Origin of the sequence: Streptomyces sp. SP18BB07 (assembly GCF_036322545.1) — a bacterium.
In the GTDB taxonomy this organism is placed as follows: Bacteria; Actinomycetota; Actinomycetes; order Streptomycetales; family Streptomycetaceae; genus Streptomyces; species Streptomyces deccanensis.
Map to the genome: position 1 here is coordinate 1 of NZ_JAQYWT010000270.1, position 21025 is coordinate 21025.

At 69.5% G+C, this 21025-nt stretch carries 16 protein-coding genes and 5 pseudogenes; 7 read left to right on the plus strand and 14 right to left on the minus strand.

The window, feature by feature from the left end; genetic code table 11:
* Window positions 1–464: 464 nt before the first annotated feature.
* The 3 genes and pseudogenes from PUR53_RS11790 to PUR53_RS48155 form a co-directional block, all read left to right on the plus strand.
* On the plus strand, window positions 465–1076 hold the full coding sequence (locus tag PUR53_RS11790) for a TetR/AcrR family transcriptional regulator (protein WP_329908265.1): 612 nt from the start codon (window positions 465–467) through the stop codon (window positions 1074–1076).
* Window positions 1077–1865: 789 nt separating this feature from the next.
* Window positions 1866–2093 (plus strand): annotated as a pseudogene (locus PUR53_RS48150) (lipocalin family protein); the annotation flags it as partial.
* Between the two features lie 92 nt (window positions 2094–2185).
* Window positions 2186–2690, plus strand: a pseudogene (locus PUR53_RS48155) (IS701 family transposase); the annotation flags it as partial.
* Window positions 2691–2898: 208 nt separating this feature from the next.
* Here the strand turns inward: PUR53_RS48155 and PUR53_RS11800 are convergent.
* The 5 genes and pseudogenes from PUR53_RS11800 to PUR53_RS11820 all read right to left on the minus strand — a co-directional run bounded on the left by PUR53_RS11800 (window position 2899) and on the right by PUR53_RS11820 (window position 7094).
* The gene (locus tag PUR53_RS11800) at window positions 2899–3867 is read right to left on the minus strand and encodes a pentapeptide repeat-containing protein (RefSeq protein ID WP_329908267.1); all 969 of its coding nucleotides are present in this window, start codon (window positions 3865–3867) and stop codon (window positions 2899–2901) included.
* Between the two features lie 290 nt (window positions 3868–4157).
* Window positions 4158–4367, minus strand: a pseudogene (locus PUR53_RS11805) (IS256 family transposase); the annotation flags it as partial.
* A 122-nt stretch (window positions 4368–4489) separates the two neighbouring features.
* Window positions 4490–4690 (minus strand): annotated as a pseudogene (locus PUR53_RS11810) (Lrp/AsnC family transcriptional regulator); the annotation flags it as partial.
* A gap of 951 nt (window positions 4691–5641) precedes the next feature.
* A complete protein-coding gene (locus PUR53_RS11815; protein WP_329908268.1) occupies window positions 5642–5920 on the minus strand; it encodes a hypothetical protein in 279 nt (92 codons plus the stop codon).
* Window positions 5883–7094, minus strand: a complete 1212-nt coding sequence (locus tag PUR53_RS11820; RefSeq protein ID WP_329908269.1) for an MFS transporter — start codon at window positions 7092–7094, stop codon at window positions 5883–5885. Before PUR53_RS11820 ends, PUR53_RS11815 begins: the two co-directional genes overlap by 38 nt.
* 54 nt (window positions 7095–7148) lie before the next feature.
* Here PUR53_RS11820 and PUR53_RS11825 point away from each other — a divergent pair, with 54 nt between their 5' ends.
* Complete coding sequence (locus PUR53_RS11825; protein WP_329908270.1) at window positions 7149–7889, plus strand: AraC family transcriptional regulator; 741 nt, start codon at window positions 7149–7151, stop codon at window positions 7887–7889.
* Between the two features lie 362 nt (window positions 7890–8251).
* Here PUR53_RS11825 and PUR53_RS11830 read toward each other — a convergent pair whose 3' ends face one another.
* The gene (locus PUR53_RS11830) at window positions 8252–9169 is read right to left on the minus strand and encodes an HAD family hydrolase (RefSeq protein WP_329894628.1); all 918 of its coding nucleotides are present in this window, start codon (window positions 9167–9169) and stop codon (window positions 8252–8254) included.
* Window positions 9170–9292: 123 nt separating this feature from the next.
* Window positions 9293–11560, minus strand: a complete 2268-nt coding sequence (locus PUR53_RS11835) for an LLM class flavin-dependent oxidoreductase (RefSeq protein ID WP_329908271.1) — start codon at window positions 11558–11560, stop codon at window positions 9293–9295.
* 111 nt (window positions 11561–11671) lie between these two features.
* Between PUR53_RS11835 and PUR53_RS11840 the strand changes: the two genes are divergently transcribed.
* Window positions 11672–12103 carry a MarR family winged helix-turn-helix transcriptional regulator gene (locus PUR53_RS11840; RefSeq protein WP_329908272.1) on the plus strand — a complete coding sequence of 144 codons (432 nt, stop codon included), beginning with the start codon at window positions 11672–11674 and terminating at the stop codon, window positions 12101–12103.
* Window positions 12104–12363: 260 nt separating this feature from the next.
* On the opposite strand, the pseudogene PUR53_RS48160 reads toward PUR53_RS11840, so the two are convergent.
* Window positions 12364–12618, minus strand: a pseudogene (locus PUR53_RS48160) (MmyB family transcriptional regulator); the annotation flags it as partial.
* Here PUR53_RS48160 and PUR53_RS11845 point away from each other — a divergent pair.
* Entirely contained in the window at window positions 12611–13309 is a 699-nt protein-coding gene (locus PUR53_RS11845; protein ID WP_329908273.1) for a hypothetical protein, read from the plus strand. The pseudogene PUR53_RS48160 and the gene PUR53_RS11845 overlap by 8 nt on opposite strands.
* 193 nt (window positions 13310–13502) lie before the next feature.
* Here the strand turns inward: PUR53_RS11845 and PUR53_RS11850 are convergent, their stop codons facing one another.
* The 5 genes from PUR53_RS11850 to PUR53_RS11870 all read right to left on the minus strand — a co-directional run bounded on the left by PUR53_RS11850 (window position 13503) and on the right by PUR53_RS11870 (window position 19039).
* The gene (locus PUR53_RS11850) at window positions 13503–14420 is read right to left on the minus strand and encodes a hypothetical protein (RefSeq protein WP_329908274.1); all 918 of its coding nucleotides are present in this window, start codon (window positions 14418–14420) and stop codon (window positions 13503–13505) included.
* Window positions 14417–16516, minus strand: coding sequence for a PEP/pyruvate-binding domain-containing protein (locus PUR53_RS11855; RefSeq protein ID WP_329908275.1), 2100 nt, complete (start codon window positions 16514–16516; stop codon window positions 14417–14419). The genes PUR53_RS11850 and PUR53_RS11855 overlap by 4 nt, the downstream gene beginning before the upstream one ends.
* A gap of 5 nt (window positions 16517–16521) precedes the next feature.
* Complete coding sequence (locus PUR53_RS11860) at window positions 16522–17142, minus strand: DedA family protein (RefSeq protein ID WP_329908276.1); 621 nt, start codon at window positions 17140–17142, stop codon at window positions 16522–16524.
* A 75-nt stretch (window positions 17143–17217) separates the two neighbouring features.
* Complete coding sequence (locus tag PUR53_RS11865; protein ID WP_329894635.1) at window positions 17218–17937, minus strand: hypothetical protein; 720 nt, start codon at window positions 17935–17937, stop codon at window positions 17218–17220.
* 751 nt (window positions 17938–18688) lie between these two features.
* Window positions 18689–19039, minus strand: coding sequence for a DoxX family protein (locus PUR53_RS11870; protein ID WP_329894636.1), 351 nt, complete (start codon window positions 19037–19039; stop codon window positions 18689–18691).
* Between the two features lie 139 nt (window positions 19040–19178).
* On the opposite strand from PUR53_RS11870, the gene PUR53_RS11875 reads away from it, so the two are divergent.
* The gene (locus PUR53_RS11875) at window positions 19179–19712 is read left to right on the plus strand and encodes a MarR family winged helix-turn-helix transcriptional regulator (protein WP_329894637.1); all 534 of its coding nucleotides are present in this window, start codon (window positions 19179–19181) and stop codon (window positions 19710–19712) included.
* Between the two features lie 378 nt (window positions 19713–20090).
* Here PUR53_RS11875 and PUR53_RS11880 read toward each other — a convergent pair whose 3' ends face one another.
* Window positions 20091–20984, minus strand: a complete 894-nt coding sequence (locus tag PUR53_RS11880) for a hypothetical protein (RefSeq protein ID WP_329894638.1) — start codon at window positions 20982–20984, stop codon at window positions 20091–20093.
* Window positions 20985–21025: the final 41 nt, after the last annotated feature.

Genomic DNA, 21025 nt, shown 5'->3' on the forward strand with positions numbered 1-21025 from the left:
CCGTGTCGTCAAGCGCAAGATGTCCAACTACTGGCTCAAGCGGGCTGAGCACCTGACATGGCCCCAGCCCACCCTCACCGGAACCCGAGCTGTCCGCATCAAACGACCCCAACCAGCAGACCCGTAAAGCAACGGCATTGGACCTAGTACTCCTGTGCGGTTTCGTGATCTATCCAGCGGGTTCGTTGGCAGTGCGCCGTCGGTAGTGGGTGCGCCGGGCTGTTGCCTGGTGGCGTCTGCGCCAGGTTGACCAGTGCAGCAGTCTGGCCGCGGTCACGACCAGTGCATGGAAGACAGCGACAAGCAGATGGCGGATCTCGGGGACGGTCAAGGTGATCGGACGGGCGTTGCCCTTCGCCCCACCGGGGGCGGCAGCCGTCCGGCACTGTAATCCGCGTTCGGTTTGACGCACACAAGGAAACGACATAGTGTCGTTTCCATAGTAAAGGCAGGAGGCACCCACCATGAGCACGACCAGCACCAGACCTCCAGGGCGTCCGATGAGCGCGGAGCGAGAAGCGGCACTGCTGGACGCCGCACTCAAGGTCCTCAGCTCGGTCGGATACGACAAGCTGACCGTGGCAGCCGTCTGCGAGCTCGCGGGAGCCAGCACCAAGACGGCCTACCGTCGGTGGGCGAACAAGGACGACCTGCTCGTCGCAGCACTGCGCCGCGCCGTGGAGCGCGAGCTGGATGGCGTGCCACCGCTGATCCGCAAGGACGACCTACGAGAGGCACTCGTCGCGAATCTGGAGGCGCAGGCTCGCTCCTACCGCGCGTCCGCGAACCTGGTGATCGGCCTGTTGGTCGCCTCCCGCGTCGACGGCGACCTGGGATCCGTGGCCCGTCAGGCCATCCGTCAGCACGAGACCACGTACTGCGATGTGCTGCTCCAGGACGCCGCGGAGCGCGGACAGACGCACCCCGATGTCGACCCGGAACTCGTGGCCGACGCGGCACGCTCGTTCTTCCTGCACGAAATCCTCGTACGCGACGAGCCACCTGGCGACGAGCGGATCCGCACCTTCGTGGACCGGGTCCTGATGCCATTGTGCGGCCCGTCGTCGCACGGCTGACCTTCCCAACCCGCACTCGCCATCACTCACTCTTCCGGGCACGGCCATGGGCGCGTCCGGAGGCAATCGGTCACCACGACCGCGACATCAGGAAGAGGTACAGAGTTGTCCGACGAATACAACGCCAAGTACACCAAGATCGACCACTCGGACGCTCCGGTGACGCTGGAGGACGAGAAGAGCCATTTCGAGGCGCTCGCCGTCCCTTCCAGCCAGACGGACATCTGGGAGGAGACCGCGCTGGGCGTGGTGGCGGAGGCCGGCGATCACGACGTGCTGCTGTGGGCGGCCGGATACGCGCTCTCCGGCAACGGCAAGGGCGTATGGGGCCCGGGGATGAGCGCGGAGCGCGAAGTGCAGCTCATCGTCGTTCCGAAGTCCCAGCGCGGCAAGATGACCGACAACGACTTCGTGCGGGTCGGCTGGACCCCGAGCGAGCGCCTGCGCGGTGACCAGTTCAGCATCACCGAGGACGACGACCAGGTCACCTGGGACTTCGACGGCCTGCGGTTCGTCGCCCAGCCGCCGCAGTGGCGCCTGGAGGGCTCCGCCGGCGACGCCGAGTTCGACCTGACCTACCAGGCCAAGGGCAGCCCCCTGTGGAACTGGGGCCCGTTCGCCGAGGCACACGCACAGGACCGCGCGGGCTACGACGTCTTCGTCGGGGTCGACGGCACGATCCGCACCTCCGCGCACACGCTGGAGCTGACGGACGGCTACGGCGTGCGCGAACACATCATCACCGGGCAGTCGAACGACCCGGTCGCCAACCTGCCCGCCCCCAACTGGATGTGGTGGCTCTACACCATCAAGGACGACGTCAAGATCAACTTCTTCCAGCCGCGCGACGGGCTCCAGCTGGGCTTCGTCAAGTACGCCGACCAGCAGGTCAACATGGCGCCTGATCGCGGTGACATGGAGTTCGAGGTCACCGAGAAGTGGGAGGACCCGCGCACCGGCATGAACCTCCCGGTCAAGTGGCGTCTGTCCATGGCCAATGACGGTGCCAAGGTGGACGTCGAGATCGCTTCCCACGGCCGGGCCTACAGCCACTGGCCCACCGCCAACGGCACGCGCATGTACTGCTACCTGCTGTCCACGATGACCGGCACGGTAGAACTGCCGGACGGCCGCACGGTCGAGCTGGACAACCACCTCACCGTCAACTCCTTCTGCCGCACGATCCTCACCGCGCACGAGACGAGCCAGGGCGCACGCACCGACATGGTCACGACTGGGCATGGATCCACATCGGCACCGACGAACACCGCCATCTGCTGATCCGCCGCAACCGCACCACCGGTGAACTGGCCTTCTACCTGTGCTGGTCACCCACCACGGTCACCCTTGCGGAGCTGGTACGCGTCGCCGGCATCCGCTGGAGCGTCGAGGAGTGCTTCCAGGCCGCCAAGGGCCAGGTCGGACTCGACCACTGCCAGGGATCCGATGCTCTTGACCGTCCCGGAGATACGTCACCTGTTCGCCGCCGCTTTCGGCCCCCCGGATCTGTCAGTGGCCAGGCTGCTGAACTGGTCCACCTGGCGCAGACGCCATCAGGCAACAGCCCGACACAGCCACTACCGGCGACGAGCCGCCGACAAGCCTGCTACATAGATCGCGAAATCAGACTGGAGTACTAGGCCGCCATCACCTTGATGACCCGACGGCTCACCCGCCGCAAGACCCACCCATCCGAACGCCGTGACGTCACCCACGGCTACGTGATGCCAGAAGCTGCCTGATCAGTCCGCTGGACCGGACGGACGAGCTCAGGCCAGGTCAGAAATGCTGGTGCCTGAGGGAAGCCGCAGTCCAGAGGGCATCACCTGCAGGCCGAATCTCGGGGGGTGGCTGAAATCGGCCACTTGGGACAAGTCGACGGTGCCACCGCTGAAGCGGGCTGGCGGTGCCGTGCGGTAGATGGAAGGGAGATGGTGTTCACCAAAGTTGACTGTGGTGCCGGTGAAGATCGCGCCGGTGAAGTCGACGGTGCCATCGGAGAACTCAGCGCCCTCGAACGGGACTTCGCCCCTTGTGAAGGCAGCGTCTCGGAACGGTTGAAGCGGACGGTGCCACTGCGGAATTCGGCGAGCCGGAAGTAGACGTGGGCGCCTTCCGCGAAGTCGGCCTCATCGAAGATGATCTGGTCCGTTCCGTGGCCGGCGAAGAGGGTCTTGACGAAGAGGACGTCGCCGCCGGTGAAGCGGGCACCACGGAAGTCGGCTTCATCAAGGACAGCACCGGTGAAGTCGAGGTCGTAGCCCTGCCAGGACGCGGGCGCACCGTTGCGCAGGTGGGCGGCGATGAGTCCCAGAACAGTTACGCGTACTTCCCGCTCGCGCTGCCACGACGCCAGCGCCTGATCATCGGTGGGTGGATCGGGAGCATGCGGCATCCTCAGATAGCCGCACAGCACGTCAATGCACATCTGCCGCTCCTGCGGCCACTCGTCGGCAAGCCGTGCCATCGCGTACGCGCCGGCCATGCGTACGGCTGGCTGGTCAGCTCCGAGTTGTTCGGCCGCGGCGCCGAACCGTTCGATCAGCGCCTTGCCATACTCGCGGAGGTCGGTCGCTTCATTGAGATGCTGGCGTCGATAGGCGACCACGAGTGCCACGACCCCGCCGACTCCGGCGACCACAGCCAGTGCGATCTTGATGGCGTCGTAGGTGTCACCGGGCTTGAGCGGTCCAGAGACCTGAACGCGCGGCTCCCCCAGCATCAGCCACAGCAGTCCCAAGACTGTGAGCGCTGCGGCCACGGCCAGCACTAGCACTACGACGATGTGCACGCCCAATGGCCAGCGCAGGACACCTCGCGGAGCGAGGCTCGAATGCCGCTCAGCCGCGGTCAATCTCGACCTCCCGGCCAGAAAGCCCCGTCGGTGATCACGGAGTCGAAAATGACCGCATGTTCATCGCCGCAAGCAAACAACCTCATCACGCCCTCCCCCTGGTCCTGCCGATGACCAGCGTGGCGTACCTTCAGCACGCGCACCAGATGGCTGGCACCGGCGGCCAGGCCACCAGTGGCTAGCCTTCCCCAGAACGATCTTGGGATCGACAACAGGCACTTACCGGGCTCGTGCCCCAGGTGATCGGTGAGCTCGCCCTCCAGTGCGGACTCCAGTACCCGTTTGGTCAGCTGGTGCAGCAGGCCGCCCTCCCCGGTGAGCTTCCCCCCACCGGCCCGGGCCCGGGCCACCAGTTCGGCGACCAGCCCGTCATCCACGGTGCTCGTCGCACCTACAGCGGCCTTTTCCGCCCCGGTGTCACTCGTCACGTCAGCCATCAACTGTCGCTTCTAGCACGGGAGTTACACCGCTTACCGTACAACCCGAACGCAGGTGCAGCGGTTATCGGCGAGAACGATCATGGTCGGTTGCCTCGAAGCAAGTGCCGGAGGCTGTCGACGTCAGTGACGGAGACCTCGACGGAAACGATGACTTCCACGCCTCGCCCCGTGGCCGCAGGGTCGACGATCGCCCGGTAGCCGGTGATCACCCCGCGCTCTTCCAGTCACTTGAGCCGTCGTAGGCACGGAGGGGGTGTCAGCCCTACCCGGGCCACGAGCTCGATGTTCGACATCCGCCCGTCCTGGCGCGGGTGAAACAAAATTGTCGCCGCGTGGCTTCAGTCGCGAGCCGAAGAGATGGTCGCCCGCCTGGTGGCCGAGCCCACCGAGAACCCGCCCGGCACGGGCCTGGGCCGGTGCGCGCGGCTGCTGGCCGAGGAGATCGTCTGGGCCTGGAGGCGGGACTGGTCGAGATCACCGGCCCGCACAACTGCAGGAGCCGTTCATCGTGCGCGGCGCGGCGGGAGCGATGGTGACCGGCGAGCCCAGCGGCACCAGGATCTGGAACGCCGCCAGCGGCGTCATCAGCCTCAAGGTCAGTTTTGAGGGCCGCGAAGCCCACGTCGGGTTGATGACTGCGGGGCGCGCGGATGCGTTGCACTGCTGGTTCTCGCCTCGGAGCGCCGGGTGGTCGTACTGCGTGTTGTGGGGTGCCTGGCCGCGCGAGGGGCCAGGGTCGACGACGTGATCACTCAGCTACGGGTATTGCTGGTACTGACCTTGGCCGTTGTGGCGCCGGTACAGGCCGTGCCGGCCGAACTGCCGGGCGGTAAGTCGAACTTCGTCGTCTCCACGGGATACCTCAAGGGCGCGGCTCCGCGGAACTGGGTACGTCTTGGCTGGTACCGATTCGACGCCGCCTCCGGCACGGTGTCGGCACGAAGCTACTTCTGGAACCAGCGGGAGCCGGCCGCGCGGGTCCCCGCGGGTATCACCCCGGGCGCCGACTGCGCTCCCGGGGAGAAGGCGAGTCCGCCGGGGGTGCGTAAATGCCCTGTCAGGACCGTCGAGGGTTTCGGCAGCACCGCCCCGGAGAAGCGAACCGGCATCTACCGGCTGGCCACCGAACAGATCCACGGCGAGCGGGCCCGGACGGTGTGGATCGAATGGGACGCGGCCACTCCGTGGACGGAGAAGTGGACGGTGCGGAACGAACCGGGAGTCGCGCGCCTGGAGTTCGTGTACTCGACGAAGGCGACGTCCGGATTCGCCTACGGCAGCAACCGCCCGCTCACGGACCGCAGGACGATGAAAACGGTACGGAACCACGCGCGCCCGATCGGACTGGAGTCGTACTCCTGGGCCCACGGCGCTCCCGGCCGGACAGTTGGCGCCAGGTCGGCCGGTCTGTGGTGCCCGCTGCGGCCCCGGGACCGCAGCGGGCATCTGTCCGTCGTCGCCAACTCCGGGTCGCCTGTCGTCGGCTCGGGGCGGAGTGGGGAGACCAGGTCCTCAGCGCAGGCCGGGCGGGACGGGAGGATGTTCGGCATCGGCGTCTCCTCCCTTCGATGCGGTGGTGCCGGACAGGGACGGGACGCGGGGCTCGGGCAGGGTACGGAACAGCAGCCAGGCCAGCACGGGCATCAGGATCAGCGGGGTCAGGGCCGTCTGAAGTGACGTCCGGTCGGCCAGCGTGCCGATGAGCGGGCTGATCAGGCCGCCGATGCTCACGGTGAGGCCGAGCGTGATGCCGCTGGCGGTGCCGACCCGCGAGGGTAGGTAGTCCTGGCCGAGGGTGACCTGGAGCGAGAAGGGGACGTACAGGCCGGCCGAGGTCAGGGCGACGAACAGGTAGAGGGCCGGGCCCGGTACGAAGATCAGTCCAGCGATCGATCCGGCTGTCAGCAGGTACGACCAGCGCGAAACCCGGACCCGGTCCCAGCGGTTGGCAAGCGCACCGCCGAGAACGCTGCCCACCGCGCCTCCCAGATACAGCAGGAACAGTGCGGCCGTGCCTGCGGCCCTGCTGCCGTCCATGCGCTCGGTGGCGTACAGCGAGATGAACGTGCCCAGGCTGATGAACGCGATGGAACGGCACACCACGGCCAGGGAGAGCCGGACGAACGACGCGGCGTCGTCCCGGCCCGTCACCGCGGACCTGGCCGAGTCGGACAGCCGGGTCTCCAGGACCCGCAGCACGGGCAGGCACAGCGCGGCACCGACCACAGCCGGCAGCAGGAGCAACGGTGTCAGCCGCAGTCCGCCGATAGCGACCACTGCGGCGACCATGAGCGGGGCCAGCGCGAAACCGAGGTTGCCGCCGAGCGAGAACCAGCCCATCGCGCTGTGTCTGCCGGCGCCGGCGACCCTGGCCACCCGCGCGGACTCCGGGTGGTACGCCGCCACTCCGACCCCGGAGACCGCCACGACCGCGAGCGTGACGGCGTAGGAGTCGCTCACCCCGCTCAGTGCGATGCCCAGGCCCGCGAGCAGGGTGCTGACCGGGAGCAGCCAGGGTATGGCCCGGCGGTCGGTGAGCAGGCCGAAGACCGGCTGGGCCACCGAGGACAGTGTCGAGGCCGCGAGCACGATGCCCGAGGCGGCCGCGTAGCTGTACGCGCGCTCGGCGACGAAATAGGGCACGAGGGCGGCGACGGCACCCTGATAGACGTCGACGCAGCCGTGCCCGACGGACAGCAGGGGGATCGAGAGGTTTCTTCTCACCTCGTCATCCTGTGCGGCGCTCAACGCGTCGCGCTTCCGATAAACTGCCAGACAATGACGGAAGTCCGCCATACACCCGTGGCCCCCACCCGCACCCAGCGACTGGCCTCCGGTGGGGAAATCGAAGCGCACCGACATGACGACCATCAGATCGTCTACGCGGGCCGGGGAGTGCTGACCGTCACCACCAGCGCCGGTTCCTGGGTCGCCCCGGCGACTCGCGCCATCTGGATCCCGGCCGGCACCGTTCACGCCCATCAGGCACACGGTGAACTCGAACTGCACCTGGTGGGACTACCCCCGTCGGAGGACCCGCTGCACCTGGACACCCCGACCGTGCTCGCGGTGAGCCCGCTGTTGCGCGAGCTGATCATCACCTATACCCGCACCGAGGACGACAGCAGCCCGCAGCGGGCGCGGCTGCGCGCGGTGCTTCTCGACCAGCTGCGGATCTCGGTGCAGCAACCCCTGCACCTGCCCACCCCGAGCAACCCGCTGCTGCGAACGGTCTGTGACCTGCTGCGCACCGACCCGTCGGACAGCCGCACGCTCGCCGAACTGGGCCGGGAGGTCGGAGCCAGCGACCGGACGCTCTCACGCCTGTTCAACAAGGACCTGGGGATGACCTTCCCGCAGTGGCGCACCCAACTGCGCCTGCATCGCGCCCTGGTCCTGCTGGCCGAGCAGACCCCGGTGACCAAGGTCGCGAACCAGTGCGGATGGTCGTCCCCCAGCGCCTTCATCGACGTGTTCCGTCGCGCGTTCGGTCACACACCGGGCACGCATTCGCGGTGACCGCGGGCCTGGCCGGCCTCTCCCCCACGCTTGTCGAGTTCCTGGAGGAGGCCGCCAGAACTGCAAGAACGCGCCCGGCACATCGCCGCACTCAAGACAGCCTCACGGCTTCCACCCGCCGCGCTCACCGCCGCCCGGGCTGACGTCGGCCTGCCGACACCGTGAAGGCCCGCTTCGGCGGCATCGACGTACTGGAGTACTCGCCGGCTGCGCACGCCCCGGCAGCCCGACCTCACCCTGGTCGCACCCTCCGAGGCCACGGTCGACCATCTGCAGCCGCAGATCGAGTACGTCTTCTACGGCGCCGCCGCAGGCACGGTGCTGCCCGCGATGCGCGAGGCAGGTGCCGGCACCCCTGCTGTTCACCAGCGGCGGCGGTGCGCCCGGTCCGGCAGGGCGCTGGCCGGCAGCGGGGGCACGCCGCCCACGTGGCCATCAACGTGTGGGGCGGCGACGGCGACGAACCGTTCGAGCTGCCGGGCGACGCCGTCCTCGTCGTTGGAGGAGGTGCGATGGTGGGCGGCGGCCAGGACCTCGGGGTGGGCGTTGGCCATGGCGTAGGACATACCGACCGCCCGGAGCATGGGCAGGTCGTTGGGCATGTCGCCGAACGCGGCGATCTCGTCCCTGCCGATGCCGAGCTCACCGCTCCACGCCATGAGGGTGGTGGCCTTGGTGACGCCGGGTGCGCTGAACTCCACCAGGGACAGGCCCGTGGAGTGGGTCGTCTCGGCCCGGTCGCCTGCGGCGTGCCGCGCCTGGTGGTGAAAGACATCGAGCGGCAGTGTCGGATGGTGGGCGAGGACCTTGACCACCGGACGCGCCGGGGATCCGGCCAGGAGTTCGTCGGCCGCGCCGATGAGGTCGACGGCATCCTCGCCGTACGACCAGCTGGGGTAGGCCGGTTCGTGGGCGAAGCCGGTGTCGTACTCGAAGGCGAAGGACACACCCGGCACCGCCGAGCGCACCCGCAGCACCAGTCCGGCGGCATCGGGCGCCGGTATCGGATCCGTGCGCACCGCGGTCCCGTCCGGCGCGTACACGGCGGCTCCGTTGGCCGCGATGACGAAGTGCGGACCGATGGCGTCCAGCAGCGAGGGCACGCTGCGCGGCGGGCGGCCGGTGACGAGGACGACACGGATGCCGGCGTCCTCGGCGGCCGCCACCGCGGTGCGGGTGCGCGGGGAGAGGGTGCCGTCGCTGCGCAGAAGTGTCCCGTCCAGGTCGGTCGCGACGAGCTTCGGCGGCGCGAGGAGCGGGGAGGCCGGCGTCGGTGTCATGGCGGGGTGCCTTCCGGGTCTTCCGGGTTCTCCGGACGGGGGGTGGGGGGTGCGTCTGCTCGGTCAGGTCTGCCCGGATCGGGCAGCCGTGAGGAAGGTGCCCTCCCTTGGCGCGCCCGGAGGTCATGCCGTTGTCGGGGCGACGGCGGGGCCGATGGGGAAGTTGCTGCGGAAGACGTTCTGCGGATCGTAGACGCCCTTCACCCGCCGCAGCCGCTCCAGGGTGTCCGGCGGGAACGCCTTGGTCAGCGCGGCGGCGTGGTCATGGGTCTCGAAACTGAGGTAGAGGCCGGTCGCCGGAACCTTCTCCCATTCCTGGGCCATCTGTTCCTCGTGCCCCTGACGGACCAGGGCGGACAAGGAGAAGTTCTGCGTGCGGTGGGCGTAGGCGGTGGCATCGGCCGGCACGTCGTTGATGGCACCGCCCACGGCGCGGATCTGGAAGAAGCTGATGTCCCTGCGGTCGAACAGGCCCGCCACGAGGGCGGCTGTGTCGGCGTCGATGTGGTCCACCAGTGCGGCGCGGCCACGCATCAGGGACTGGCCGTCGTGCTGGTGGTGCACCGGGGCCATGACCGCCGCGTAGGGGACGACTTGGGCGCTCTGCTGCAGGACCGGGGCGATGGACAGGAAGCGCTCCAGCGCCGGGACCGCCCGCTCGGCGTCGTCACCGGCCCATACGGCGTACGTCTGGGCGATGCGCCGGCCGCCCTGCTGGACGACGGCGAGGAAGGCGGTCAGCTCGCGCGGGCTGCTCTCCATCTCCTTGCCCCATGTCTGCAGGAGTCCCGCGGTGTCGGTGGCATCGTGCGCGAACTGGGCGAAGACGACGTCGCCGAGTTCGGTGGCCTCGATGTCGAACGAGGTGACGATCCCCATGTTGGCGCCGGCGCCGCGCAGGGCCCAGAACAGGTCGGGATGGTGCTCGGCGTCCGCACGCACCAGGGAGCCGTCCGCCAGGACGACGTCCGCGCCCTTGAGATGGTCGATGGTGAGACCGTACGAGCGGCCGAGGAAGCCCTGACCGCCGGTGGTCGCCAGCCCGCCGACGCCCACTCCCCCGAAGTCGCCGGAGCTGATCGCGAGACCGTGCGGGGCGAGCGCGGTGGCCACGTCGCCCCAGCGGGCGCCCGGGCCGACGCGCACCAGACGCCGCTCACGGTCGATGAGCTCGACGGCGTCGAGGGCACCGAGGTCGAGGACGATGCCGCCGTCGTTGGTGGCGCGGCCGCTGATGCCGTGTCCGCCGCTGCGCACCGCCATCGGCACGTCCTGGGCGCGGGCGTAGCGCAGCGCCTCGGCGACCTCCTGGGGTGTGGCGGGGCGCAGCACGAGGCCGGGCGAGCCGGACCACAGGTAGGTGGAGCGCACCTTGGGGTAGTCACGGTCCCCCGGCTCCACGGCCCGCTCGGCGAGGGGCGCGGACAGGCCGTCGTAGTCGATGCCGGCACGGCGCTCGGCGAGGGCGGCGGCCGCCCGGACCCGGCCGGTGGGGGTTCCCGCGGCCGCGCGTCCGGCGGCGACCTCCTCACGCAGGGCCGGGGCCACATCCTCGGCGAAGGTCTGGAGCGTCGCCGGGTCGTCGGTGGCGAGGACGAAGGTGGTGATGCCGCCTTCCAGGACCCACGGAAGGAGCTGTTCCACCCACTGTTCGGCGGGGCCCTGGAGGAAGTCTGCCGAGGTGCCGAAAGCTCCCTGGATGTTGAACAGGCGGCGGATCTCACGTGGGTCGCGGCCGTGCCGCGCGGCCGACTCGTCGATGATCGCGTTGCCCTCGGCCAGGGTCCCCAGGGTGACGAAGCCCTGGCTGGGCAGCCAGCCGTCGGCCTTCTCGCCGACCAGCCGGAGCATGCGGGGCTTGTACGCACCCAGCCAGATCGGCACGTCATGGGCGGGCGCCGGGCCGCGCTTGGCACCCTTGACCTGGTAGTACGTGCCGTCGACGCGCAGGGGGCCGCGCTCGTCGGCCGCCCAGACGCCGCGGATGACGTCGATGCCCTCGCTCAGTGCCCGGACGCTCTCGCCCGGCGACAGTCTCCGCCCGCCCATCGCCTCGATGGCGTCCCAGAACGCGCCCGCGCCCAGGCCGAGGTCGATCCGGCCGCCCGACAGCAGGTCGAGGCTGGCCACGGAGCGGGCCAGGACCGCGGGTTGCCGCATCGGCAGGTTGGTGACGTTACCGGTCAGGTGGACGCGCTCGGTGCGGGCCGCGGCCCAGCTGATCAGCGTCCAGGTGTCGAGGAACGCCGACTGGTAGGGGTGGTCCTGAAAGGTCACCAGGTCCAGGCCCACCCGCTCGGAGAACACCGCAAGGTCCACCACGTGGTGCGGATCCTGGGCCCGAGGGGTGAGGAATGAGCCGAAGCGCAGGTCGTGACCGTAGTCGGTCAAGGTGACCACCCCCTGTGATTGGCAGACCAGACCATGGAAGCAAGCTAATCATTGAACACTCTCAATGACTGTCCAGATCCTATCATCGAGCATGATTGATAGAATCAACGTGTGATCACCGACCGCGTCAGCTTCACCCTGGCCCGCATGGGCCGGGTCGCCGAGACAGAACTCCGGCAGGCACTCGCCGAAAAGGGGCTCAAGCTCAGCCACGCGCACGTGCTGGGGCTGTTGGCCGAGCGCGAGCGCGTGAGCCAGCAGGCGCTGCTGGAGGAACTCAGGGTCGACCCCAGCGTGCTGGTCACGGTGCTCAACGGGCTTGAGGAAAACGGACTGGTCACCCGCCGCCGGGATCCCGCCGACCGGCGCCGCCATGTCGTCGAGATCTCCGACCTGGGGACCGAACTGGTCACCCAGGCCGACAGCGCCGTACGGGCCGCCGAGGCGAAGCTGTTCGCCGACTTGGACGAGCAGGATGTGACGGTGCTGAGGCGACTGCTCGGCCTGATCAGGACCACGGGTGCGAACGCCTGCGAGGAGTGACGCTCCGCGGGGACCGAAGCTCCATAACCAGGACAGCCCCGGAATGCGGGAGAACCGCGGGCCGGTCGAGGAAATCTGGCGCGGCAGCGGCAGTTCACAGCGGTGGGAGGGCGATGCCGGTCGAGCCGCGCATGCCCCTGCCGATGGAGCCGAGCCGATCGCGCCGCCACGTCATTCCGGCCGGCGCAGGGGCATGGACTGATAGCCAGGCGCGAGATCCCCGACCTCGGAGTGGTGGAAGGTCTTGCTGCCGTGGGGCCGCGGTTGCGCACCGCGTGGCGCGCCCACAAATCGGCGAACTCACGACTCCCCGATGTGAGTTCGTTGACCAGCCGGGTCGGGCCGGGGGCGCCCGGCTGGACGCCGGCCCGGGCGCGCAAGCCGCCGACGCAATCCCGGACCTGCTCGTCCCAGGGATCGAAGAGTCCGCGCGCGCCCGCGGATACGATGACCGGGATCTCTCGCTCGGCGACAACAGATCGGCGAGCCACGGAAGGAATCAGACAGATGAGCATCCGCTTCGAGGCCAGTTGGAGTGGAAGCGATCTGGGTGGCCATCGTTCCTGTCCCAACACCTACGACCAGTACTCCCACGATTCCTTGCCGCCGTTGGACGAACGACATTTCAAGGGGACCTTCGAATGGCTCGGCGGGCACGCCGGGACCTCTGAGGACCGCGTCGCCGAGCTTGAAACAGTGACGGAGGAGCTGGACCTGAAGGGGCTTTCGCTCCCCCAGGACTTCATCACCTACTTCACTTCGGCGAACCTTCCAGACATCCTGGGCGACCAGTCGCTGACTTGCTGCTGGAGCAGCCTTTCCGAGCCAATACCCAGCCCGGTCGAGACCGGCGCCTTCCTTGTCCGCTTCTTTCGCGACCAGCAAGACTGCGTCCTTTGGTACTTCTACCTGCGTCCCGGCAGCTCGGCCTTCGTGGTGCACTCCCACCTCGAGTACGCGTATGAGTACGAAGCCCACGCCAGCGGCGGCGAGTTCAAGGGGAACAGTGACATCGACGATTTTGACGAGCAGATGGAGGCTCTCCAGTACTGCGCTCCCACCTTCGAGAAGTGGGCCTACCGCTTCTGGATCGAGAACCGCATCAGCGAGGCAGTCGAGAGCGAGGACAATCCGTCACTCGACGAAGAACAGCACGCTTACTTGAACCACTACAGAACCTCTCACCGGCACTCACCGTCCGTCTGACTGGGCTCACAAATGCGTCGGCCGTGGAGCACGCCTGTCCTCCTCGACGACGCACCATGACCACCACACCGTGCCACTCGGAGCGGATTGCGCATCCCCAACCGATCCGCCAGTGCGCATCAGAGGGCAATCACCAAGGCGCAGACCCTCCCCCCTGACCTCCCCTCCTCACCGGTGCCTTCCTGGCAGATGCTCAGCTGCGGCGTTCGGCCTGTTCTTCGTCCAGGACGACGGCGCTGGTGCGGTTGGTGTTGGCGTCCTGGAGGCAGCCGCGCAGGCGCAGCACGTCGTGCGACGCCAGGGCGGGGCGGATGACGCCCGTGTACACGCCGTCGTTCATCCGGTTCAGCGTGGCGTTGTCGTTCGTGGCCGCGGTGGAGCGGCGGCAGGTCTCCCACAGATCCTGCGCGGCGAGCTGGACGGCCCCCTCGCTCCGGTCGCCGTACGTCTCGACGCGGAAGACCATGGTCGTGCTCGCCGCGTCCGGCCGTGGCTCGGCCCGGGTCTGGGTCGCGTCCGCCAGGGCGGACCACAGCACGGGCACCAGGAGCAGTCCACCGACGGCCGCCGCGACGGCGAGCGCCTTTCGACCGGTGCGGATCGGCGGTACCGCCGGGCGGCTTTCCAAGGGAGCGGTCGCGGTGAGCGGCGGGGCGGTCAGCGCCGCCAGGCGTCCGGCCAGGCGGCGCTCAGCGCCTGGCCGAGCGGTGGCTCCCGCCACTTTCTGGATGACCAAGGCGATCCCGGACAGGGCCGCGCCGGCCACCATGAGGACGGGGACGAAGACGAACGTCCGATGGGTGCCGTTCAGCTCCGTCCGGTCCACGGCGGCAAGCCAGTTGAAGGGGTTCGACACCGGATCACGACTCTGTTCGAGCCGCTTGCGAACCTCCTCGACACGGGCGTCGGACCGCTCCAGCCGGTCCTCCAGACGACTCAGGCGGGTGAGCAGCAGGACGGTGGCGAGGAAGACCTCGACGACGATCAGCAGGGCGGCGGAGATCAGGGCTCGCTGCCATTCCCAACGGGTCAGGTAGAGCACGGTGTAGTAGCCGGCGTAGGCGGCGGACAGCCCGCCGAAGGTGTAGCCGACCAGTCTGATGGCCTTCATGCCGCCGACTCCTCATGTGTCGAAGCAGGTTCCGGTGCCGCGCCGACGGTGTCGCGCACGGCCACTTCTCCTGTCCCGCCGTCCACGGTGAGCGGCGTTCCGGAGAGGAAGCGGTCGACAGCTGCCGATACGCCGACCGCGGTGGGGACGCGGTATTCGCGGGCCAGCACCGCGAGGTGGGACAGGGCGCTGCCGGTCTCCGCGACGAGACCGGCAAGGCCCGGGAGCAGCGGGGCCAGAGCGGGGTCGAGGGAGCGGACCACGAGCACGGGACGGTCGGGGCGCTCGCCGTGGCCGTCCCAGGCCGTGCCGGTGCCGAAGCCGCCGCCGGCCCCCTGGCCCTCGCCCGAGGCCCGGTGTCCAGGCGGGAGTTGGGCCACGGGACGGCCGTCGGCCAGGCGGAAGACGGCGGGCAGCGGACCGGTGTCCTCGCGGTGCAGCCGCGCGGCGAGATCGGCCGGCAACCCCTTGCCGTCCGCTGCCTCGACCAGTTCCTCCCAGCGCAGCAGCCCAAGCCGGGAGGACCCGAACCCGCACTCACCGGCGTCGATCCGCTCGGCGAGTTCCCGCACCAGCTGGGCCTGCATCTCCTGCACCCAGCGGATCCGCAGCCGCAGCCCTTCCCGTACGGGCAGCGCGCCCACGCCCCGCGGCGCCGTGGTCCACCCGGTCTGTGCGGGCAGCGGGGGGCGATCGCCGAGCGTCGGGGGCAGCAGGGCCAGCAGAACGGGGTGGCGTTCCAGCAGCTGCTCGTCGCTCAGGCCCCGCCTGCGGCCCTCTGTCAGTTCCGCGAGCGCTTCGCCGGCCGCGGTGGCACCGCTGCCCGCGCCGAGTAGCGCGCCTGCCAGAGACTCCTGGGCATGCAGGGACGACAGGACGTGCCGGCCCCAGGCGACGGCGTCCACCAGCTGGCCGCTGAGCATCTCCCGGGGCGGCGGAAAGTCGGACAGCTGCCGGTCCACGTCGGCCATCAGGTCGACGGCCAGCAGCGGCAGTGCCGAACGCAGCCGCCCGATCCGCCAGGCAGCCCCCGCCCGGCGAGCCCCCGGCGCCGGGTTGACGAAGTCCAGGACCGGATGGGCCGACGGGATGGCGCCCAGCAGCCGCAGATCGGCGGCGGCCCGCCCCTCCACGGTGGTCACCGCCGGCAGCCTGCGCAGTTGTCGCCGGGGCGCGGCGCCCGCGATGTCGAGGGCGAGGGTGAGGCCGTGGGACATCGGCGCCACCCACAGGTCCTCCTCCAGCGGCTGGAGCACCCCGGGCAGGGTCTCGGCGATCGGACCGGGGCCCAACAGGCGCGCTCCGGGCAGTGGTCGGGCCGCCATCGCGGTGATGGGCCGGGCCTGGAACAGCCACAGTTTTCCGCCGGCGTCGAAGCCGAACTCCATGTCCTGGGGCCCGCCGAACGCCCGCTCGGTCTTCTTGGCCAGGTCCACCAGCCTCACCCGCCGCCGGTGGGACAGGAGCCGGCGGCCGCGTGCTTCGGCCGGGTCGGTGCGCACCAGGCGGGCGAGACGGGTCAGTTGATAGCGCACGCCTTGCGCGCTGCCGTCGACGAGCTGATGCGGTCCGCCGGGGACCGCGCTGACGAGGATCCGGTCGGTGCGGCCCTCGACCGGATCGGCGCCGAACATCACGCCGCCGACAGCGGATTCGAGCATCGGCTGCACCAGCACCGCCATGCCGTCACGGTCGGGGGCCTTCTCCGGTGGGCGCAGTTGCCTGACCACTCCGGCCGAGTCGAGGACGATCTGCACCGCGATGGTGAACTCCTCCCAGCCCCGCACATCCAGCACCGACTCGAACCGCCCCGCCATCGAGGAGTCCTCGGTGTCCTCGTGCGCGGAGGAGGAACGCACGACCAACGCGCGTTCCTGGGGGCCGACCAGTGCCTGCCACGCGGAGCGCACCGCGTCCTCCCCGCCGACCGCCTCCGGTGCCCGGTCTGCGGGCACCAGTACGAACCCCGGCAGAACGGGCAGTCCCGCCATGGCGGCACGGGCCAGATTGGCGGCCTTGGTGCCGGTGGCGGCCGCGTCCTTCGCCTGTTCTGCGTCCAGCGGTACGACCGCCAGTTCCGCACCCTCGAATCCCATGGGTACTACTCCTTCGAAGAGGTGATGAGGTGGATCGGCTCCTGTTCAGCGCGCCGAAGGGCCGCACCGGCAGCCACTGCGGCGGACGGCGCCCGCGCGTCGCCGCGGCGGCGCCTGAGCAGCCATACGAGACCGAACAGCGCCGCCGCCACGGCGGCGAGCACGGCCGCGCCGATCAGTCCGGCCGTGTGCAGGAAGTCGATGGCGGCGGTACCGGCGAAGTAGCCCAGGAGCACGTTCCCGATCCCCCAGATCAGCGAGGCGAGCGTGCTGAAGAGGAAGAAGCGGCGGTACGGCATGCCGGCCGCCCCGGCGGCGAACGGCAGGAAGGTCCGTACGAAACCGATGAACCGACCCCCGACCACTGCCGTCCCGCCATGACGCGTCAGGAAGTCGTGAGCCCTGCCGATCCGGCTGTTGTCCCGTACCCAGCGGGTCAGTCGGGCGTTCGGGCGTCGCCCGTACCAGTGGCCCAGGGCAAAGCCGAGACTGTCGCCGGTCATCCCACCGGTCACGACGAGGGTGGCGAGGAGCACGGGGTCGAGGTCGCCTCGGCCCGCGATCGCGGACGCGAGGAGGATGACGGTCTCTCCGGGCAGCAGCACACCGACAGGCGCTGGTCTCACCAGCCGTCAGGGCGAACACGACGACGTACGACCACCATCCGGCCGCCTCGACCAGAGCATCGAAGTCCATGGCCGTCAGCCCGCCTCTCGCAGCGGGGCTGGTGCCGGGGTGTCCGTCGGCTGAGGCACCCGGGTGCGGGGCCGGAACGACAGCACCCGTCCCCGCGACTCCCCGGCAGGCGAAGCGTCCGCGCCCCCGCGAGCATGCCTTTCCTTCTCGTACGGGAGGTGTCCTGCGGCGTACCACGCCAGAAGGGGTACGACCATGGCCGGCAGCGCTGCGAGCCACAGGTCGCCCCCGGTCGACGCCCCCGTCACCGCCGCGAGCACCGCGATCAGCAGTACGGCCGCCCGGGGCCAGGTCTTCGAGGTGGTGGCGACCACCGCCAGCGCCATCAGCACGTACCAGCCGACACGGGCACCGGGCAGCGCCAGGTAGTCACCGAACAGGGACGCCTCGCGTGCCCCCCGCACCAAGGCGAAGACACCGAGCCCGGCCGTGCCGGACAACAACAACGCGACGGCAAGGCGCATGTAGACCCCCTGATCCCGCCGGGCCAGCCAGAGCAGGCTCAGCACCGCCAGGGGCAGCGGGGCGAAGGCAAGGATCCAGGTCAGTACCTGTGCCGCATCGTGGACGAGCGCCGTCCCTGTCTCCGCTGCGACGGTTCCATAAGGGCGGAGACGTTCGGCGGCGGATGATGTCCAGCCGGCCTCGACCAAGGACTCCTCTTCACGGACGGACGTGGCGAGGAGGCCGGCGTACACGAGCAGGGCCACGGCCAGGCCTGCCATCGCGCGCCGTAGGTTCCGCCGGACGGGGGCCTCCATCGGCTGGGTCCGGCTGAGAAGCGGCGCCCGCCGGGTACCGCGGGCGCGAGGGCCGCCGGCGGCCACGCAACTCACCGGGTCCCTCCGGCATCGTGCGCCGAGCTGCTGGGACGCCGCGTACCGGCCGTTTCCCACAGCGCCGTGACCCGCGCGGTCTTCTGCTTTGTCCGGTTCGGCGACGGGGATGCGCCATTCCGCGGCGATACGGGCTGGATCACGGCAGCCTCCTGATCAGTCACGTGCGCGTCATCCGAGGTGCGCCGACTGGCTCTACTTATTGATCCGAACAAGTGGACCGACCGTCCCACTTATTTCCCGCACTGAACGTGGCGTGCGCCACATGGCGGGGCGAGCGGGCTTGCCTCAACGCTGTCGAAGATCGACCTGTTGGCGATCGACCTGTTGGCGATCGACCTGTTGGCGATCGACCTGTCGGTGCGGGGCGCCCGAAAGTGGCTCTCGGCCACCCTGAAGTGGGCTCGACGAGCACTTCGCTGTGCGCGGGTTCGCCCCGGTCGGCGGCGCCGAGGCCGGTCGGCGAAGCACAGTGGGCCGCCGGCCTCGGCGGGCGGGCCCTGGCCGCGGGCGCACCCGGGATCTGGCACGCCATCACCGAAGCGGCGTTCACGCAGTCCGAGGGCTGGACAGGGTTCCGGACAGTTGGTGGCGGTGACGCGTGATCGTGAGCTGGTCCGATCGCGATCGTGGAGCGCGATCAGACCGTCGCGAAGCCCAGCACCACCGGCGCCACGGAAATGAGCATGATGACGGCCGGGGTGCCGATTCCCTTCTTGTCACCCGCACGGATGTGCGTGATCACGGCGCCCAGGAAGTACAGGACCACCCCGATCGCCGCCGCTATGCCGAGGGGGCGGTAGGCGATGCCGACGAGCAGGCCCAGAGCGCCCGCGATCTTGACCAGGCCGAGCGGCACGAACCAGCTGTCGGGGACCCCGAGCGCCTTGAGCCCTTCCGTGATCTTCGGATCGCGGACGATGTCGCCGCGGGCAGAGGCGAACAGCAGCAGGGACAGCACGACAGCGAGGACGACATAGGCGATGAACACGGAGAACTCCGGAGAGAGAAGGGGACCGTCGATCGGTCCAGGAGCACGAGGTGGCAAAAACGGTGAGCTGCCGCAAATAATGTAAGTACTTCAATCATTAATTGCAACCGACTGTTTCGTCGCTTGCTACGGTCAGACCATGGCCAGCGAACGATCCGGCGGCACCGCCTCCGCCACCAGCGCTCACGAAACCTCCCCCACCTGCGACGACACCCCCGAATCCGCCGGTCCCGACTCCCGCCTCGCCCTGCTCCTGGCGCGGCACGGAGGCGTCACCGACGCCTGGATCCGGGAGGCACTCACCTCCTCCGGGGTGACGCCCCGCCACGCGATCGTGCTGATGCACCTCGACGGCGGTCCGCTCGGCCAGCGCGACCTCGGTGCCCGGCTGCGCGTCGACCCAAGCGTCCTGGTCACTCTCCTCAACGCCTTGGAGGACAGCGATCTCGTAAGACGGCGCCGTGATCCCGCCGACCGCCGCCGTCACATCGTCGAGATCACCGAAGCGGGCACGGTCGCCGCCGCCAAGCTCGACGCCGCCATCGGCCGGGTCGAGGACGAGCTCTTCGCCGAGCTCACCCCGCAGGAGCGCGACACCCTGCGCTCACTCCTGGCCCGTGTCCGCACCACCCACGACGGCAACTGCGACGTCCCGCCGACCACGGGCTGCTGACAGCGCGAACGTGCCCGGAGCGTCTCACGCTCGGCGCCCGTGGTCGGGGGTGATGTGGCGGAGCGCCGAGAGAACGCGAGTCGGCGTCGTCCACGGACGTGGGGAACACCGACTCCATGACGGTCAGGCCGAACCGTCGTCGAGGTGTTTCCCGGCCTCGCCGTACCGGTAGTTGCCGTGGCCGGTCTTGCGGCCCAGGCGTCCGTCGGCAACCAGGTTGCGCAGGGGCACGGTTGGCTTGAACCGTGCCCCGATCGTGCCCCGATCGCGCCCTCCAGCTGGCCACCCGCTATGACCTGGCACGGTGGCGTGGCGCCGCCGGTGACGTGGCTGGCACCACGCGGGCGCCCCCGCACCCGCGTTCGGGATACTCGACTCTCAGCGCGGGTCGAGTACCGCGCGGGCGGCTGCATCCTGAGTGTGGGTGAGCCTGTTCCAGTCGGCGAGCAGATCGCTGTGCCGGTTGAGCCAGGTCCGTTGGGTCACGCCGAGCCTGGTGTATGCGGTGGTCAGGTAGCCGGTCTGGTCCTTGCAGCGCACATCGGCATAGGCCGCGCGATCAGTGGTGAGGTTGATGTCTCGGGGAAGTCCGGTCAGCAGACTCACCGGGTCCTTCTCGTCGAAGCCGACCGCGCGCATACAGCTCCGCCAGCGGGCGGTGGCCGTGCGGAACGCCGGATCCTTCTCCAGTTGTTGCCGCGCTTCCTGCTCGCCGTCGCTGAGCTGGAGTTGCAGCTGGAGCCGGCGCAGCCGCTGATCCCCGAGCAGTTGCTTCTCGGCCTCGGCCTGGCAGCCGTTCGCGGGCATGCTGACCCTGAGCTGTTTGCCCTCGGCGGTGATCAGGTCGTCGGGGTCGCCGTAGAGCGCGCGGGTGAATGCCTCGCTCTTCGGTACCTCGGCCGGTGCCGCTTCGGTCGCCTCGGGGGGCGGTGCGAGGGATTCCAGGCCGAACGGTGCCCGGTGGCCCGCCTTGGCCTCGTCGACGACCGTGATCGGGGCGGGCGTGTAAGTGAAGCCGTGTTTCTTCATGCAGGAGACGGTGAGCTGCTGCTCGGCTCTGATGGTGTTCACCCCAGCGCCCGGCCCCGCGTAGAGGATGGGGTGGAACGGCAGCCGCCTGCTCAGTTCGGCCGGGGATGTCACCGGCTGGGCGGCCACCGACGGGGTTTGCCCGGACCGCTCGGCGAATGTCCAGGCGGCTCCGCCGATGACGATCACGAGCGTGAGTGCGGCGACACGGCGGATACGTTTGCGCGGCGCGGTCAGCGGCATGGTGCTGGCTCCGAGGTGTGCGAGGTATGCGGAGGTGCTCC

Bases quoted from the DNA above. Each gene is read 5' to 3' on its own strand.
- PUR53_RS11790 (WP_329908265.1), top strand. From the start codon at position 465: ATGAGCACGACCAGCACCAGACCTCCAGGGCGTCCGATGAGCGCGGAG.
- PUR53_RS11815 (WP_329908268.1), bottom strand. From the start codon at position 5,920: ATGCCGAACATCCTCCCGTCCCGCCCGGCCTGCGCTGAGGACCTGGTC.
- PUR53_RS11825 (WP_329908270.1), top strand. From the start codon at position 7,149: ATGACGGAAGTCCGCCATACACCCGTGGCCCCCACCCGCACCCAGCGA.
- PUR53_RS11830 (WP_329894628.1), bottom strand. From the start codon at position 9,169: ATGACACCGACGCCGGCCTCCCCGCTCCTCGCGCCGCCGAAGCTCGTC.
- PUR53_RS11845 (WP_329908273.1), top strand. From the start codon at position 12,611: ATGAGCATCCGCTTCGAGGCCAGTTGGAGTGGAAGCGATCTGGGTGGC.
- PUR53_RS11850 (WP_329908274.1), bottom strand. From the start codon at position 14,420: ATGAAGGCCATCAGACTGGTCGGCTACACCTTCGGCGGGCTGTCCGCC.
- PUR53_RS11855 (WP_329908275.1), bottom strand. From the start codon at position 16,516: ATGGGATTCGAGGGTGCGGAACTGGCGGTCGTACCGCTGGACGCAGAA.
- PUR53_RS11865 (WP_329894635.1), bottom strand. From the start codon at position 17,937: ATGGCAGGCCTGGCCGTGGCCCTGCTCGTGTACGCCGGCCTCCTCGCC.
- PUR53_RS11875 (WP_329894637.1), top strand. From the start codon at position 19,179: ATGGCCAGCGAACGATCCGGCGGCACCGCCTCCGCCACCAGCGCTCAC.
- PUR53_RS11880 (WP_329894638.1), bottom strand. From the start codon at position 20,984: ATGCCGCTGACCGCGCCGCGCAAACGTATCCGCCGTGTCGCCGCACTC.